This is a genomic window from Chitinophaga sp. CC14, assembly GCF_048957795.1.
GTDB lineage: Bacteria > Bacteroidota > Bacteroidia > Chitinophagales > Chitinophagaceae > Chitinophaga > Chitinophaga ginsengisegetis.
The window spans coordinates 1908241-1921631 of sequence record NZ_JARBFY010000005.1 but is presented as its reverse complement, the minus strand read 5'-3'; the positions used below and the strand labels follow the sequence as shown (position 1 = coordinate 1921631).

The 13391-nt window shown below is 45.1% G+C and carries 14 protein-coding genes; 5 read left to right on the top strand and 9 right to left on the bottom strand.

Annotation, left to right across the window (positions count from 1 at the left end; all coding sequences use genetic code 11):
• Positions 1 to 15: 15 nt before the first annotated feature.
• Entirely contained in the window at positions 16 to 642 is a 627-nt protein-coding gene (locus tag PV783_RS27205; RefSeq protein WP_079470388.1) for an FMN-binding negative transcriptional regulator, read from the top strand.
• Between the two features lie 215 nt (positions 643 to 857).
• Positions 858 to 1679, top strand: coding sequence for an orotidine-5'-phosphate decarboxylase (gene pyrF / locus PV783_RS27200; protein WP_079470387.1), 822 nt, complete (start codon positions 858 to 860; stop codon positions 1677 to 1679).
• Between the two features lie 72 nt (positions 1680 to 1751).
• On the opposite strand, the gene PV783_RS27195 is transcribed toward pyrF, so the two are convergent.
• Positions 1752 to 2036: a YciI family protein gene (locus PV783_RS27195; protein ID WP_159454323.1), complete on the bottom strand. Its 285-nt coding sequence runs from the start codon at positions 2034 to 2036 to the stop codon at positions 1752 to 1754.
• Between the two features lie 308 nt (positions 2037 to 2344).
• Here PV783_RS27195 and PV783_RS27190 point away from each other — a divergent pair, with 308 nt between their 5' ends.
• A complete protein-coding gene (locus PV783_RS27190) occupies positions 2345 to 3523 on the top strand; it encodes an acyl-CoA dehydrogenase family protein (RefSeq protein WP_079470385.1) in 1179 nt (392 codons plus the stop codon).
• Positions 3524 to 3539: 16 nt separating this feature from the next.
• Complete coding sequence (locus PV783_RS27185; RefSeq protein ID WP_420990337.1) at positions 3540 to 4556, top strand: FAD:protein FMN transferase; 1017 nt, start codon at positions 3540 to 3542, stop codon at positions 4554 to 4556.
• Between the two features lie 77 nt (positions 4557 to 4633).
• Here PV783_RS27185 and PV783_RS27180 read toward each other — a convergent pair whose 3' ends face one another.
• From PV783_RS27180 to PV783_RS27155, 6 genes are all read right to left on the bottom strand, one after another.
• Entirely contained in the window at positions 4634 to 5254 is a 621-nt protein-coding gene (locus PV783_RS27180; RefSeq protein WP_079470383.1) for an outer membrane beta-barrel protein, read from the bottom strand.
• A gap of 31 nt (positions 5255 to 5285) precedes the next feature.
• Positions 5286 to 5930, bottom strand: coding sequence for a DUF4136 domain-containing protein (locus tag PV783_RS27175; RefSeq protein WP_079470382.1), 645 nt, complete (start codon positions 5928 to 5930; stop codon positions 5286 to 5288).
• A gap of 203 nt (positions 5931 to 6133) precedes the next feature.
• On the bottom strand, positions 6134 to 6754 hold the full coding sequence (locus PV783_RS27170) for an HAD family hydrolase (protein WP_079470985.1): 621 nt from the start codon (positions 6752 to 6754) through the stop codon (positions 6134 to 6136).
• A gap of 10 nt (positions 6755 to 6764) precedes the next feature.
• Positions 6765 to 8057 carry a DUF2130 domain-containing protein gene (locus tag PV783_RS27165; RefSeq protein WP_420990336.1) on the bottom strand — a complete coding sequence of 431 codons (1293 nt, stop codon included), beginning with the start codon at positions 8055 to 8057 and terminating at the stop codon, positions 6765 to 6767.
• A gap of 468 nt (positions 8058 to 8525) precedes the next feature.
• Positions 8526 to 9113 carry an SHOCT domain-containing protein gene (locus tag PV783_RS27160; RefSeq protein WP_420990335.1) on the bottom strand — a complete coding sequence of 196 codons (588 nt, stop codon included), beginning with the start codon at positions 9111 to 9113 and terminating at the stop codon, positions 8526 to 8528.
• Between the two features lie 289 nt (positions 9114 to 9402).
• Positions 9403 to 9771, bottom strand: coding sequence for a DUF5013 domain-containing protein (locus tag PV783_RS27155; RefSeq protein WP_420990334.1), 369 nt, complete (start codon positions 9769 to 9771; stop codon positions 9403 to 9405).
• 198 nt (positions 9772 to 9969) lie between these two features.
• Between PV783_RS27155 and PV783_RS27150 the strand changes: the two genes are divergently transcribed.
• Entirely contained in the window at positions 9970 to 11889 is a 1920-nt protein-coding gene (locus PV783_RS27150) for an alpha/beta hydrolase-fold protein (protein ID WP_420990333.1), read from the top strand.
• A gap of 83 nt (positions 11890 to 11972) precedes the next feature.
• On the opposite strand, the gene PV783_RS27145 is transcribed toward PV783_RS27150, so the two are convergent.
• The gene (locus PV783_RS27145) at positions 11973 to 12506 is read right to left on the bottom strand and encodes a hypothetical protein (protein WP_420990332.1); all 534 of its coding nucleotides are present in this window, start codon (positions 12504 to 12506) and stop codon (positions 11973 to 11975) included.
• Positions 12507 to 12600: 94 nt separating this feature from the next.
• Positions 12601 to 13179 carry a Crp/Fnr family transcriptional regulator gene (locus PV783_RS27140; protein ID WP_079470376.1) on the bottom strand — a complete coding sequence of 193 codons (579 nt, stop codon included), beginning with the start codon at positions 13177 to 13179 and terminating at the stop codon, positions 12601 to 12603.
• Between the last annotated feature and the right edge of the window lie 212 nt (positions 13180 to 13391).

The window sequence follows — 13391 nt, the reverse complement described above, 5'->3', positions numbered from 1 at the left end:
CTCTAATAGCTTCATATGTATACTCCAAAACATACCAGGGAAACCAACTGGGATACTATTGCCAATTTTATCAGGGAAAATGGTTTTGGTTTGCTGATTAATACCGATAACGCCGGAACTCCCCATGCCACGCATATTCCCATGACGCTGGTGGAAAAAACACCCGGAGAATTTGTGTTACACGGACATATCGCACGGATTAACCCACAATGGGAACTTTTTGAGAAAAACGAAACACTGGCAGTGTTTTCAGGACATCACGCGTATATTTCCTCCTCGTGGTACGAAAAGGAAAAGATACCTACCTGGAATTATATGGCAGTACATATTCATGGTACCATCCGTATCCAGGAAGAAGCAGAAGTGGTGCAGGCGTTGGGTACATTAATGGATCACTACGAGGCGGCATCTGCCTGCCCGGTGCATATCAGCGATATTGATGATAAAACGCTCCGTAACAATGTAAAAGCCATTGTGGGATTTGAAATGAGCATCCGGGAGGTAAACGCCAATTATAAGCTCAGCCAGAATAAAAAAGATATGGATTATTTCAGCGTGATTGCACATTTGCGGGCATTGGGCGATGAAAATTCACTGCGCGTGGCGGCAGAAATGGAGGCCCGCCGGTCAACTGAAAAATAGACAGAAACATTTTATTTTTGTTGATGGTCGTAATCCCAAAAAGGAATATCTTTATTTGAATCTTCCGCGTTAACGAAAATCCACATTGCTGGTAAGCCACAACTACCACAGTGAATAAAAAAAGAGTTGTTTTTCAATTACAGGTAATCATAATATGTTTAAAGAAGCGTCAATGCTTAAGTTTTTCTTAACTTTGCGCCCCAAATTAACCGACTATGAATCGACAGGAATTGGTGAATCTGATTAAGGAAAAGCAGTCTTACCTATGTGTAGGACTGGATACGGACATTCAAAAGATTCCAAAACACCTGCTTTCTCATGCAGATCCGGTGTTTGCCTTTAACAAGGCGATTATTGACGCTACCAAAGATCTTTGCGTGGCGTATAAAATTAATACGGCCTTTTACGAAAGTATGGGCATGCGCGGCTGGGAAAGTTTACAACGCACCATTGAATATATCCCTGAGGGTATATTCACTATTGCTGATGCCAAACGCGGTGATATCGGCAATACTTCCACCCAGTACGCCAAAACATTTTTCGAAACCTATAAGTTCGATTCTGTGACCGTTGCGCCATACATGGGTAAAGACAGCGTAACGCCTTTCCTCCAGTTCTCTGAAAAATGGGCGATCCTGCTGGGATTAACTTCCAATGAAGGCAGCCAGGACTTCCAGATGCAACAGATCGGGGACGAGTTCCTGTTTGAAAAAGTGCTGAAAGCCGGCATGGAATGGGGTACTCCGGAAAACCTGATGTTCGTGGTAGGAGCTACCCAGTCATCACAACTGGGCTATATCCGCAAACTGGTACCGGATCATTTCTTCCTTGTACCAGGGGTAGGCGCACAGGGCGGAAGCCTCGAGGAAATTTCCACACAGGCCATGAATAAGGATTGCGGACTGCTGGTAAATGCCAGCCGTGCTATCATTTATGCAGGCAATGGAGACGATTTTGCTACAGATGCCCGTCGTGTAGCCAAACAATACCAGGTGGAAATGGCCGGTTACCTGAACAAGATGGTTGCAGCCGTGTAAATAATTTTTTAATACCGGTACCGGGCAGCTGCGGTTTGCAGCAGACACCAGGTACCGGTATCTCCCTGATTACTACTTAAAAATACAGTTCTTTACGGTCCACCAAGGCTTTACCTCGAAAACCAGCCGGCCCGCTATCACAGCAGCATCCTTATTCACCAGCGACACTACTTCCAGGCTGTCTTTACAATCCATAATTAAAATACCACGCAGCTCTTCATCATTTTCAAAAGGCCCTGCTACCAGCAGTTTGCCGGCGGTTGCCATTTTGTTGATGTTGTCCATGTGGGCCTGTTGGATTTTTGCTGCCAGGGCAGTATCCTGGTTCCGGATGGGGCCTTTCTTGAGCAGAACCATCCAATACCGTTTTAGTTCAGGAGGTGCGCCTGATTTGACTTTTGGGGGTAGCACTCTGTTCAGTGCAACAGATTGTAATGGTGTGGGGTGAAATGATAACATCACAATGACTAAAAATCCCAATAGCAAAAGCGCAGGTATAACTTTGCTTGCCATAGTTATTGAATTTGAAGGAAAGGTACAAACTTGTCATGAAATAACATGCTTGTCTTCCCGGTATTTTAATGCAGGCATACATGGCTGAAATCTCCCCGTGGACGTGGTTCCTAACAGGTAATTTCTTATATTGGGTATTAAACCCGTAGTTAATGCAACAAGATCTGTTTCAGTCACCTGATTACTTTGCTATAGATGATTTGCTGAAAGAAGAACACCTTTTGATCCGCGACGCAGTACGCCAGTGGGTGAAGAAAGAAGTATCCCCCATTATCGAAGACTACTGCCAGCGCGCTGCTTTTCCATCACATATTTTAGAAGGACTCGGAGAACTGGGCTGCTTCGGCCCCACCATCCCGGTGGAATACGGCGGAGGCGGAATGGATCATATTGCTTACGGACTGATGATGCAGGAGCTGGAACGGGGCGACAGTGGCATCCGGTCCACCGCTTCGGTGCAGGGATCGCTGGTGATGTTCCCGATCTTTACTTTTGGCAGCGAAGCCCAGAAAAAGAAGTACCTGCCCAAACTGGCTACAGGAGAATGGATGGGCTGCTTTGGCCTTACAGAACCTGACCATGGTTCCAATCCTGCCGGCATGCTTACCAACTTCCGGGAGGAAGGAGATCATGTGATCCTGAACGGCGCTAAAATGTGGATCTCCAATGCGCCATTTGCAGATATCGCTGTAGTGTGGGCAAAAGATGAAAGTGGTGTGATCCGCGGTATCATTGTGGAAAGAGGCATGGAAGGTTTTACCACGCCTGAAACAAAAGGGAAGTGGAGTTTACGTGCCAGCGCTACCGGCGAGCTGGTATTTGACAATGTAAAAGTACCTAAAGAAAATATTCTGCCCGAAGCCCGCGGCTTAAAAGGGCCGTTAACCTGCCTTTCTTCGGCGCGTTATGGTATTGCCTGGGGAGTGATAGGCGCCGCGATGGATTGCTACGATACGGCCCTCAGATATGCCAAAGAACGCATTCAGTTTGACCGTCCCATTGGCGGATTTCAGCTTACGCAGAAGAAACTGGCAGAGATGATTACAGAAATCACCAAAGCGCAGCTGCTCAACTGGCGCCTCGGGGTGTTAAAAAATGAAGGAAAAGCAACGGCTGCACAAATATCCATGGCCAAGCGCAACTCCTGCGAAGTGGCCGCCAATATAGCCCGCAACGCCCGCAGTATTTTAGGCGGAATGGGTATCACCGGCGAATTCCCGGTAATGCGTCATATGATGAACCTGGAAAGCGTAATGACTTACGAAGGAACACACGAAATACATTTACTTATCACCGGTATGGATATTACAGGGTTAGACGCATTTAAATAGCAGCATCAGCGGTTACATGAAACGATTTTTTTTCCTGGCCATTCTTCTGTGGTCTGCCAACACCCGGGCGCAGCAGGCGCCTGCCCTGAAGCTGATCACCTGCGAAGGAAAAGCACAGGGTACCTATTATCTCGTGAAATATTTATCGGCCGATACCACGTCAATGGATAAACGAATTGATTCTTTATTTGGCATGATCGATCAGTCGTTGTCGCTGTATAAACCCGGATCAGCCATCAACCGGTTTAATGAAACCGGCCATGTTACGATGGACGAACACATGAAAGCAGTGATTCAAAAAGCCTTATTTACCAGCAAAGCCACCAACGGCCTGTTTGATATTACGGTAAAGCCGCTGGTTTACCTGTGGGGCTTTGGCGTTACCAAACCTTCTTTTAAAGGCGTGCCGCCACCGGACAGCATCAAAGCTGCCATGTCGTATATTGGTTACCGTTATCTCCGTATAAAAGGGGATCAGCTGTATGCAGCAAAGAAAGGCGTACAGATTGATTGCAACGGTATCGCGCAGGGATATACAGTAGATGTTATCGGACACTTTTTATCGCAACAGGGAATAGATAATTACCTGGTAGATGTAGGTGGTGAATTATGTGCAAAAGGACATAATCATCAGCATAAAATATGGAGTGTGGGGATCGAAAGACCATCGCCCGGCGATACTGCCTATGAGCCGGTACAGGGGCTGGTACGGCTTCCCGGCAAGGGCATTGCCACCAGCGGAAATTACCGCCGCTTTTTTGACCAGGGACATACACGTTTTGCGCATACCATTCACCCCGGAACCGGAGTGGCGTTGCATAATAATATTATCAGCGTAACCGTAATTGCGAAGGATTGTTTTACTGCAGATGCTTTTGATAACCCGCTTATCCTGATGGGTGTGGAAAAGGGACTTGCCTTTATTGCGCAGCATCCGGAGTATGGGCTGGAAGCAATTTATATTTATAAAGATAAAGATGGCGCTATTAAAGAAGCCTTTAGTAAAGGTTTTAAGGCATATATGGAATTCTAAAAAAAATGTCCCGTTCGCTGGTTCACGAACGGGACTCACTCTCACGCTTTCTTCTTAGAATATGGACATAAAAGGATTTAGTTCAGTGAGAACTTCAATCCAATATTTCCCTGAACGGTATTGTAATTGGTGATATCGCCATACTTATAAGGCGCATAGTTATACCGTACATTGGCATTGAACATCAACGGTGAAGCCTTTCCAAAAGGCACATTGATGCCTATTTCCGGGCTCACGAGGAATTGCCAGCTATTATCTTTCTCTACAAATTCACCCCAGTATTTTTCATAATTCATATTAGCAGTACCTACACCAACGGTAGCATACGGAATAACCGCTGCAGATGGTTGGGTGAATGCATAACTCACTGTTGCCTGGATCGGAATTACCTGCAATGTGCGCGACTGAACAGCAGATACATCACCTTGCTTATCGGGATATACTGCACGTGGAAGCCGTTGATAAAAGTCCTGGAACCCGGAACGTAATCCTACAGACCACTGATTATTCAATTGATATTGTAACCCTGCACTCCAGCCACGGAAGCTGGTTTTGTCGGAATAGTCCTTTAATGAACCCAGGGGTTGTGCAATGGAGTAATTAACATCTACGGATAAAGGCGGACGAACCTGTGCGGATACTGCCTGGGCAGCAAAACATCCTGCAAATATCAATATCCAGTTTCTTATCTTTTTCATTTCCTGTCAGTTTAAAAGTTCTCAATCAACATTAATTAGCGGTTTTACTCAGGTAGGGCGATTGGGCAAAAGATGCCTGCACCATTGAATCGATATTACCGATACTCCATACGCCCGAGCCACGCCATAATGAATTCCATACAGCTGTCAGCTTATTGTTTTTAGGGTTTTTGAGGTCAAAAACATCGATGGCTACCTGTCTTTCATTCACCTGGTAAACGGTGTAGTAAGAAGGCCAGTACCAGCCGCCACCCGGATATCCCCAGTAACCTGGATCCCAGTAGCCGCCGCCACCCCACCATCCCGGATTCCAGGAGATGTTGGTGTAGGAGTTGTCGATGCGTGTGAGGTTCACTGCCAGATCGGGTTTGGCGGCTTTGTTCACAAGTGTGTAACCCCGTTGCTGCATAGCAGTGGTTACGGAAGCAATTAATTTTTTGTCGTAGTCGGTCAGCTCTTTTTTAGCTGAATCGCTGGTGCGCGTCAGCACTGCCACTGAATCTACTATGCTAAAAGTTGAATATGAGGTGAAGTTAGCGGTGCTGTCGTGGTTAGTGATATAGATCCTCGACTCTTCATTAGTCATATCTTTTAAGGGATCTTTACGACAGCTGCTGAATGAAACCATCGCTACCACTGCGGCAGCGGCGCTGAATAAAAACAAAGTTCTTTTCATGTCCTAGCGTATTAATTTAAAAAAATAAAATCTACAGGTTAACGATCATGGACCAAACAGATTGGTATCCTGACATTCCGATTTCCGTGTATCTTTCTTGAACGGATTAGATGGTTGATTGTTACAGAAAGTTTATCTGTGGAGTGTTAATGAAATCCTAAAGTGAGAGAAGGGCTAACAAATACAATAAGTAATGTAGTGGATTAAATTATTATAGATCGATTTTCTAATGCTGTTTTTAACTGTTCCGGACTTTCAAATAAAATAGTATCAATGCCAAACTCACGCGCCGCTAATACATTGCGTAAATTATCATCGATGAACAACGACGTATGTGCGTCAGCGTTATATCTGTCAAGTAAGAGCTGGAAAAATGCATGGGCAGGTTTACGCATTTTTTCTTTGCCGGAAACTACGATGCCATCGAACCAGTGGAGGGAAGGGTACATGGCCCAGGCAATGGGGAACGTTTCATCAGACCAGTTGGTAAGCGCGTATAATTTATATTGGCCGCTTTCTTTTAGTCGATGCAATATGTTTTTTGTGCCTTCAATTTCTCCGCCGAGCATTTCATCCCACCTGCCGTAGTAGGCGCGGATATTTTCTTCATGGTGTGGAAAGCTGTTAACCAGCAGTTCAGTGCCTTCTGCTAATGTTCTGCCTTCATCCTGTGTTTCGTTCCAATCCGAAGTACATACATCGCGGAGGAAGTTTTCCATTTCTTCTTCCGAAGAAAAAATTTTACGGTACAAATGACGGGGATTCCAGTCGATCAATACTGCGCCCAGGTCGAATATAATTGTGTTGATCTTTTTGTTTTGCATAGGTTTATATTTATTCAGGAAGTTCATCGGCTGCATCCTCCAGCAGTTGCAGGTCTACCGAATCGCTGCCGGCAATACCTTCAATAGAGCCTTTGATATGTGCTGCATTGAGCAATACTTTTTCCAGTTGTTTTTCGCGTGCTTTCCAGAGTTTTTCCATCGCATCCCGTTCGCGCTGTATGGATAATTTCATAGACATAAACCCTTCGCGGATCGCTTTCCATTGCTCTGCAAACTCTCCCCCGGTAAGGTATTCGTAGAGCATGTGCATTTTGTCGCCTTTGTTTTCCTGTGAGCGGAGCTTACCTGAAATTTTGATGATCCCGTCTCTCAGCACATAGGCCAGTGCTTTCACTTCTGCGAAGGTGCAGATCCAGATGCCTTCTTTTTCACCAAACCGCTCCATGTCTTTGGGCATGGTTTGGGTAACCAGGATGGCTACATCCACACCCTGGCTGCGCATGTCTGCTTTCAGCTTCTCTACCCAGTCTTTGATAAACTCTTTGGTACGTTTGCTTTCATAGATGATGCGTCCGCATTCCTGTCCGTACTGGTTGCGGATCAGTTGTATGCAGTCGGCGCCACGAACGCCTTTGCCTACCGGCGTTACTTCATCAAAGGGGAAATGGAGACGCAGCATTTCTTCCAGTATCAGTTCCTGTGCTTCACCCTGCAGCTGCATGGAGCCTTGTTCTGCCCGGCGTCTCATTTCTTCTGCCAGTTTGCGCTGGTCTTCCAGTTGCTTTTCCAGTTCACGGAGGCGTAGCTGGTGTTCTGTATCTTTGAGGGAGTTACGTTCGGATTCTTCCCTTCGTATCTGATCGGCCAGTTCTGACCGGGCTTCCAGTAATCTTTTCTGGAGATCAATTTCCAGTTCCTGTTCTTTGGTTTTCAGGTCCTGCTCCTTGCGGAGGAACTCCAGCTCCTGTTTGCGGGCTTCGCGGAGCTTTTCTTCCTGTTCCTGGTTGGCTTCCTTCAAAGCCGACAGCTGGCTGCCGAAATCGGCGGTAATGGTTTTGCGTAGTTCCTGCTCCATGGCATCCTGGAGCTGTTTTTTTTCTGCGAGTACACGGCGGTTCACTTCTTCTTCCTGTTGCTGTTTCAGTGTTTCTATCTGCCGGCGTTCGAGTGCCATCTTATTTTTTTCAGAAAGAAGTGTATCTTTTTCCTCCTGGAGAGATTTCAGGCGTCTGCGCCATTCATCTTCCATTTTTCCCCGCATTTCTTTTTCTATATCCGCTGCAAAAGCATCCTCAATAACAAACTGGTGCCTGCAACTGGGACAGGTAATTGATGTTCCCATAGTATCTCAGTAAAAAATTACGTAAAGATAGGGGTTTGGCCGCCGGAATAAAAAAAGGAAGGAGCTTGCTCTTCCTTCCTCCTGCATCCATAATGGCTGAAACAAACAATAGTAATAGGTTTTTCAATTGGATAGCATTTCCTGCCGGGGTAACAACGGCAAGATGGGAAATGATTGTTAGCCCGAAGTTAAGTATGGGTTAGGGAATTGTTAAGTATGTGTTCCTGATATATTCGCAATTACCGATATATAAGCCATTCCCGGTATGTTTATAGTTGACACGGAGTAAAAACGGTGATAAGCCGTATCTCTATAGATACAGCTTATCTACGGCTTATATACGGCTCAGATACGGCTTATCTACGGCTTATCCTATGCTTGGGGTGGCATATGGCAGAGGTTGCTATTAACGAAAAGAGCCTGTTCCGGTAAGAAACAGGCTCTTTTATATACATTTAACCAACGTTGTTATTGTGCCAGTAGCTTTTTCTTTTGCGCGTTATATTCTTCCTGGGTAAGGGCGCCTGAATCTAAAAGTTCTTTTAGCTTTTTCAATTCATCGGCAACGGAGCCTCCTGTTGAAGTCCCGCTCTGCTCTTTTTTGGCATATGCAGCAGGTGGAATGAGTTCTCCGCCCTCCACGGCATTATCTATTTCAATCCAATAGTTAACCAGCTCTCCAAAGCCAACCCTTGCAACAATGGTATATCCCGTTTTCTTATTTCCATAAGCAATCAATGATTTTACCTTGGTTGATTTACCGGCCATGTTTGTACCCGCATACCGCTTGTTGCTATAATTGTCGCCGGAAGTTTCTGTTGCAAATCCTGCGGGCGACTGATAAATGAACGAAAATGTTTTATTGGGCATGGATCCCTTTCCTATCTTCAGTTCATCGCCCGGTTTAACAGTCCATCCGGAAGGAGTAGTATATCCTTTTTCCACGAGGGCCTGCGCAGCCATTTGTTTTGTTCCGGGTTCTATTACTGTTGGCGCGTTCTGGGAGAAAGCCGCTACGGGGAATAATGCTGCTAATGCAAATAGAAATCTTTTCATGGTGTTAATTTCAGAGGTTATTATTTTTTATTGTTTTGTACGGTTGTTTTAAAACAGGCCAGGCATCAGTAAGTTATATCCTGGGGGTATGAAACAAAGTGTTGGTGAATTATCCTTTTCATGTGCTACGAAGAATAGGTATATAGAACCTAATTTACAAAAATCTTTATACAACTATGCTTACCAGCTAATTTTTGGGGCGAAAGGACAAGACAAACCCTGCCGTGGATCCAGTAAAAAAGCCTGTTCCGGTAAGGAACAGGCGCTCAGGCATAGGATATGGAAAGGATCAGTTTTTTATCAGTTTAACAGAAGGCACGCGCCAGTACTGGTTGCCGGACGTCATGGTGGCTACAAAGCCTAACGAAACGGTTTGTGGCTGAGCGATGCTAAACTGGCACTGCGCCATTGCATTCACAAACCTCGCGGTGGTGAACGCGGCATATCCCGCTGCAGTAGACAGGTCGCTTATATCCGGGAGCGTATTGCCGGCAACAGCTACCACGTATACAGGGTCGAGCGCTTCTGTGTAGCAGTTCACAAGGAAAATATAATTCCCTGCAGGTAGCGTCACCGTTTGATAAATTTTACCATTGATGATACTGGCTGTTCCGCCCCATCCGGATTCCATTATGCGATGCTTGAAATCTTCTGACATTTTACCGGTTTTAAGATACATTCCACTCACCGCTTATGTATTTTATTGTCTATAAGACAATTATACCATCAATTTCAACAAATAAGCTATTGGTTAAAAGCGGCTTCCTGTATTTTTGTTTTATCACCGGCTCTGATGATATTACGTTAATCACCCGGAAGTAACTAAGCTGCATTTGTAATAAAACAATTATTCCACATGAAAAAGATAGTATTTAGTGTTACCATCCTTCTATTGTTTGCCGTAACCGCTTTTACACAAGGCATTATTGAGCACGCCCTGCCCGGTTTTGACACCCCACGTACGGATATACCGCATGGCAGTATTGATACCATCACGTATAATTCGGCAACGGTGGGTAATCCGCGCAAAGCACTGATATATTTGCCGCCAGGATTTTCAAAGAAAAATAAATACCCGGTGTTATACCTGTTGCACGGCATTGGCGGCGATGAACAGGAATGGCTGAGAGGCGGCACGCCACAGGTAATCCTGGACAACCTGTACGCAGAAGGAAAAATTGAGCCGATGATTGTTGTTATGCCTAACGGAAGGGCTATGAAAGACGACCGGGCTACGGGGAATATCATGGCTCCCGACAAAGTGGAGGCATTTGCCACTTTTGAAAAAGATTTGTTGAGCGATCTTATACCCTACATACAAAAGAAGTATCCTGTTTATACAGACAGGGAGCACCGGGCCATAGCCGGACTGTCCATGGGAGGAGGGCAGTCACTGAATTTTGGACTGGGTAACCTGGACAGGTTTGCATGGATCGGCGGTTTTTCCTCGGCCCCAAACACCAAAGTACCGGAGCAGTTGATACCGGATCCTGTTAAGGCCAGGGAGCAAATAAAACTACTCTGGATTTCCTGCGGCGCCAGCGACGGATTAATTGCTTTCAGCAAACGCACGCATGATTATCTCCAAAAAAACAACGTACCGCATATCTATTACATTGAACCGGGTGTGCATGACTTTAAGGTATGGAAGAACGGATTGTTTATGTTTTCCCAGCTGATCTTTAAGCCCGTGGATACTACTACCTTCTCAAAATACCCGGTGGTGGGCGCTCCTGCCGAAACCAATGTGCGCAATGCAAAGTATCCGCAGGTACTGGCCGACCATCGCGTTGTTTTCCGCACCAAAGCGCCGGAAGCGCGGAAGGTACAGGTGGACCTGGGCCGCAGGTATGATATGGTGAAGGACACCGGCGGTTTATGGACCGTAACGACAGATTCCATAGGCGAAGGTTTTCATTACTATTCCCTGCTGATAGATGGGGTGGCCGTTGCGGACCCCGCCAGTGAAACCTTTTACGGCATGGGAAGAATGGCAAGCGGTATTGAAATACCGTTTGCCGGTGGTAACTATTATGCGTTAAGAGATGTGCCGCATGGCGATATCCGGATCAGGAAGTATTTCTCCAAGGTTACAGGTTCATGGCGGCAGTTGTATATCTATACTCCTCCCGGTTATGATGCCAATACAACCGAAAAATACCCAGTGCTCTATATTTTGCATGGTGGCGGTGAAGACGAAACCGGCTGGGCCCTGCAAGGCAAAACGGATCTGATCATGGATAACCTCATTGCTGCAAAAAAAGCCGGGCCTATGCTGATCGTGATGCCCGATGCCAACGTAGGTGGCACAGCTTTCGACGAATCTTCATTGAAGACATTTGAAACAGAACTGAAGGATATCATTATTCCGCTGGTAGAAAAAAACTATCGCGCCGAAACAGCTGCCAATAAAAGGGCATTGGCGGGTTTATCGATGGGCGGCATTCATACGCTTTATACAGGTATTAAAAATACGGATCTGTTTTCTTCCCTGGGGGTATTCAGTTCCGGCTGGATGCAGTCGCGGCAGGCCGGTGTTGCGGCAGCACAGTACGATTTCATGAAAGCCCATGCCGCCATGATTAACAACAACCTGAAGACGTTCTGGATTGCGATGGGTGGAAAGGAAGATATTGCCTACGGGAACTGTCAGCTGATGCTGGCAAAATTGGATGAGTTGAATATTAAACATACTTATAGCGAATACCAGGGAGGCCACACCTGGCCGGTATGGCGGAATAACCTGTTCAATTTTACGCAGGTGATTTTTAAATAAATTTGCGAGGGGGACAGATTTTGACATTGGAAAAATTGCCGGTCCACCTTACCCCGATAAGGTGGACCGGCAGACGGAAAATGCTATATACCCCTGGCTACTTCTCCTGATGAATTTTTATTACTTCTTTTTTGCTTAATGAATTGGTAAGCCGAACCGGCAAGAAACAGTACGAAAAATATAAGCAGTGTTTTCCCTATCAAAGGGTCGCCGCTATTTTTGGCCAAAGGGTTCCCGATTGGGATCCGGGTTAGTGTTTCGTTAACGGTAGGAACCATAGACAGAAAAAAACTGAGCGACAGCAGAAAGTTTTCGAAATAACGGGCTTTGTTATGCTGTCCCATCTTGTAATAAAGGAAAAAAGCAATTATTACCAGGATTAAAATCAATAACGAAAAAAGATGTCCGGCGTTAAAGCCACCTTGTTTTGAAAGCCCTAATGCTGTTAAGGAAGTGATGATTGTTCCGTAAAAATATATTTTCCCGGATGTGTTAGCAAGATTGATTTTAGCATACTTTACAAACGATATTAATGCTGCTACAATGGCAATGATACCAATGATGGTATGAAAAATGCCCAAATTTGATAGTCCCATATTGTTATTTTCTTTCTGCAAAAATTCGGAGAAAAAAAATGGGAAACATTCACTTAAGTTAATCCGGAATAACTTTTTTCACTTTGTTCAGCAAAAAATGGATGTTAATGCGGAATCAACGATTAATTCTCTTACGGATACGGCTTAACGAAGGAGTGGTGATACCCAGATAAGAGGATATATGGTAGGCTGGGATACGGTTCACGATATTAGGGTGTTCTTTCAACAATTTAACATAACGCTCTTCATGTGAATAGAACAGGAACTCTTCTGTCCGGGCCTGAGAGTAATTAAAAAATAACTCGGCCAACAGCCGTCCGAATTTGCTCCAGTTAGGATGTGTATCGTACAAATTGTTTAAATCACGGTAAGTGATATATATAATTTCGGAGTCCTCTAACGCCTCTATGAAGTATACACAGGGATAACGGGTGATGAAGCTCCTGAATGATACAATAAACTGATTTTCAGAAAAGAAGAAAATATTCTTTTCTTCGTCGGTCACAGGATCATTGTAATAAATCCTGAAAATTCCTTTCACTACCAACCCCAGGTCGTTGCAGACCACATTCTGCATATTAAAAAAATCACCTTTTTTTATTTTACGGGTTTTCCAATAAGGACTGCTGTCTGTGATATCTTTGGGCGTAAGCGCCGCAAAGTTCATCAGATGCTGTTTTAATATCTCACTCATACGCTGGTGTTTTTGAACTTTGACGCACTGGGTGCTAAAGTGGTTAAAATTAACAATCAGGAGCCAGTATTTATAGCCTGTCAGAGTCGCAGGTTTCACAGCAAATTACAACACTTTGCCTGTGATGCCCTACTGTAAGTAATGTAAGGCTATTAAAATGCAAAAAGGAACTTAAAAGAAAGACGTGATGGGGGTGGGGGGCTGAAATGAAA

What these genes read in the sequence shown, in the direction of transcription:
- PV783_RS27205 (WP_079470388.1), top strand. Translation starts at nt 16, where the DNA reads ATGTATACTCCAAAACATACCAGGGAAACCAACTGGGATACTATTGCC.
- pyrF (WP_079470387.1), top strand. Translation starts at nt 858, where the DNA reads ATGAATCGACAGGAATTGGTGAATCTGATTAAGGAAAAGCAGTCTTAC.
- PV783_RS27195 (WP_159454323.1), bottom strand. Translation starts at nt 2,036, where the DNA reads ATGGTTCTGCTCAAGAAAGGCCCCATCCGGAACCAGGATACTGCCCTG.
- PV783_RS27190 (WP_079470385.1), top strand. Translation starts at nt 2,345, where the DNA reads ATGCAACAAGATCTGTTTCAGTCACCTGATTACTTTGCTATAGATGAT.
- PV783_RS27185 (WP_420990337.1), top strand. Translation starts at nt 3,540, where the DNA reads ATGAAACGATTTTTTTTCCTGGCCATTCTTCTGTGGTCTGCCAACACC.
- PV783_RS27180 (WP_079470383.1), bottom strand. Translation starts at nt 5,254, where the DNA reads ATGAAAAAGATAAGAAACTGGATATTGATATTTGCAGGATGTTTTGCT.
- PV783_RS27175 (WP_079470382.1), bottom strand. Translation starts at nt 5,930, where the DNA reads ATGAAAAGAACTTTGTTTTTATTCAGCGCCGCTGCCGCAGTGGTAGCG.
- PV783_RS27170 (WP_079470985.1), bottom strand. Translation starts at nt 6,754, where the DNA reads ATGCAAAACAAAAAGATCAACACAATTATATTCGACCTGGGCGCAGTA.
- PV783_RS27165 (WP_420990336.1), bottom strand. Translation starts at nt 8,057, where the DNA reads ATGGGAACATCAATTACCTGTCCCAGTTGCAGGCACCAGTTTGTTATT.
- PV783_RS27160 (WP_420990335.1), bottom strand. Translation starts at nt 9,113, where the DNA reads ATGAAAAGATTTCTATTTGCATTAGCAGCATTATTCCCCGTAGCGGCT.
- PV783_RS27155 (WP_420990334.1), bottom strand. Translation starts at nt 9,771, where the DNA reads ATGTCAGAAGATTTCAAGCATCGCATAATGGAATCCGGATGGGGCGGA.
- PV783_RS27150 (WP_420990333.1), top strand. Translation starts at nt 9,970, where the DNA reads ATGAAAAAGATAGTATTTAGTGTTACCATCCTTCTATTGTTTGCCGTA.
- PV783_RS27140 (WP_079470376.1), bottom strand. Translation starts at nt 13,179, where the DNA reads ATGAGTGAGATATTAAAACAGCATCTGATGAACTTTGCGGCGCTTACG.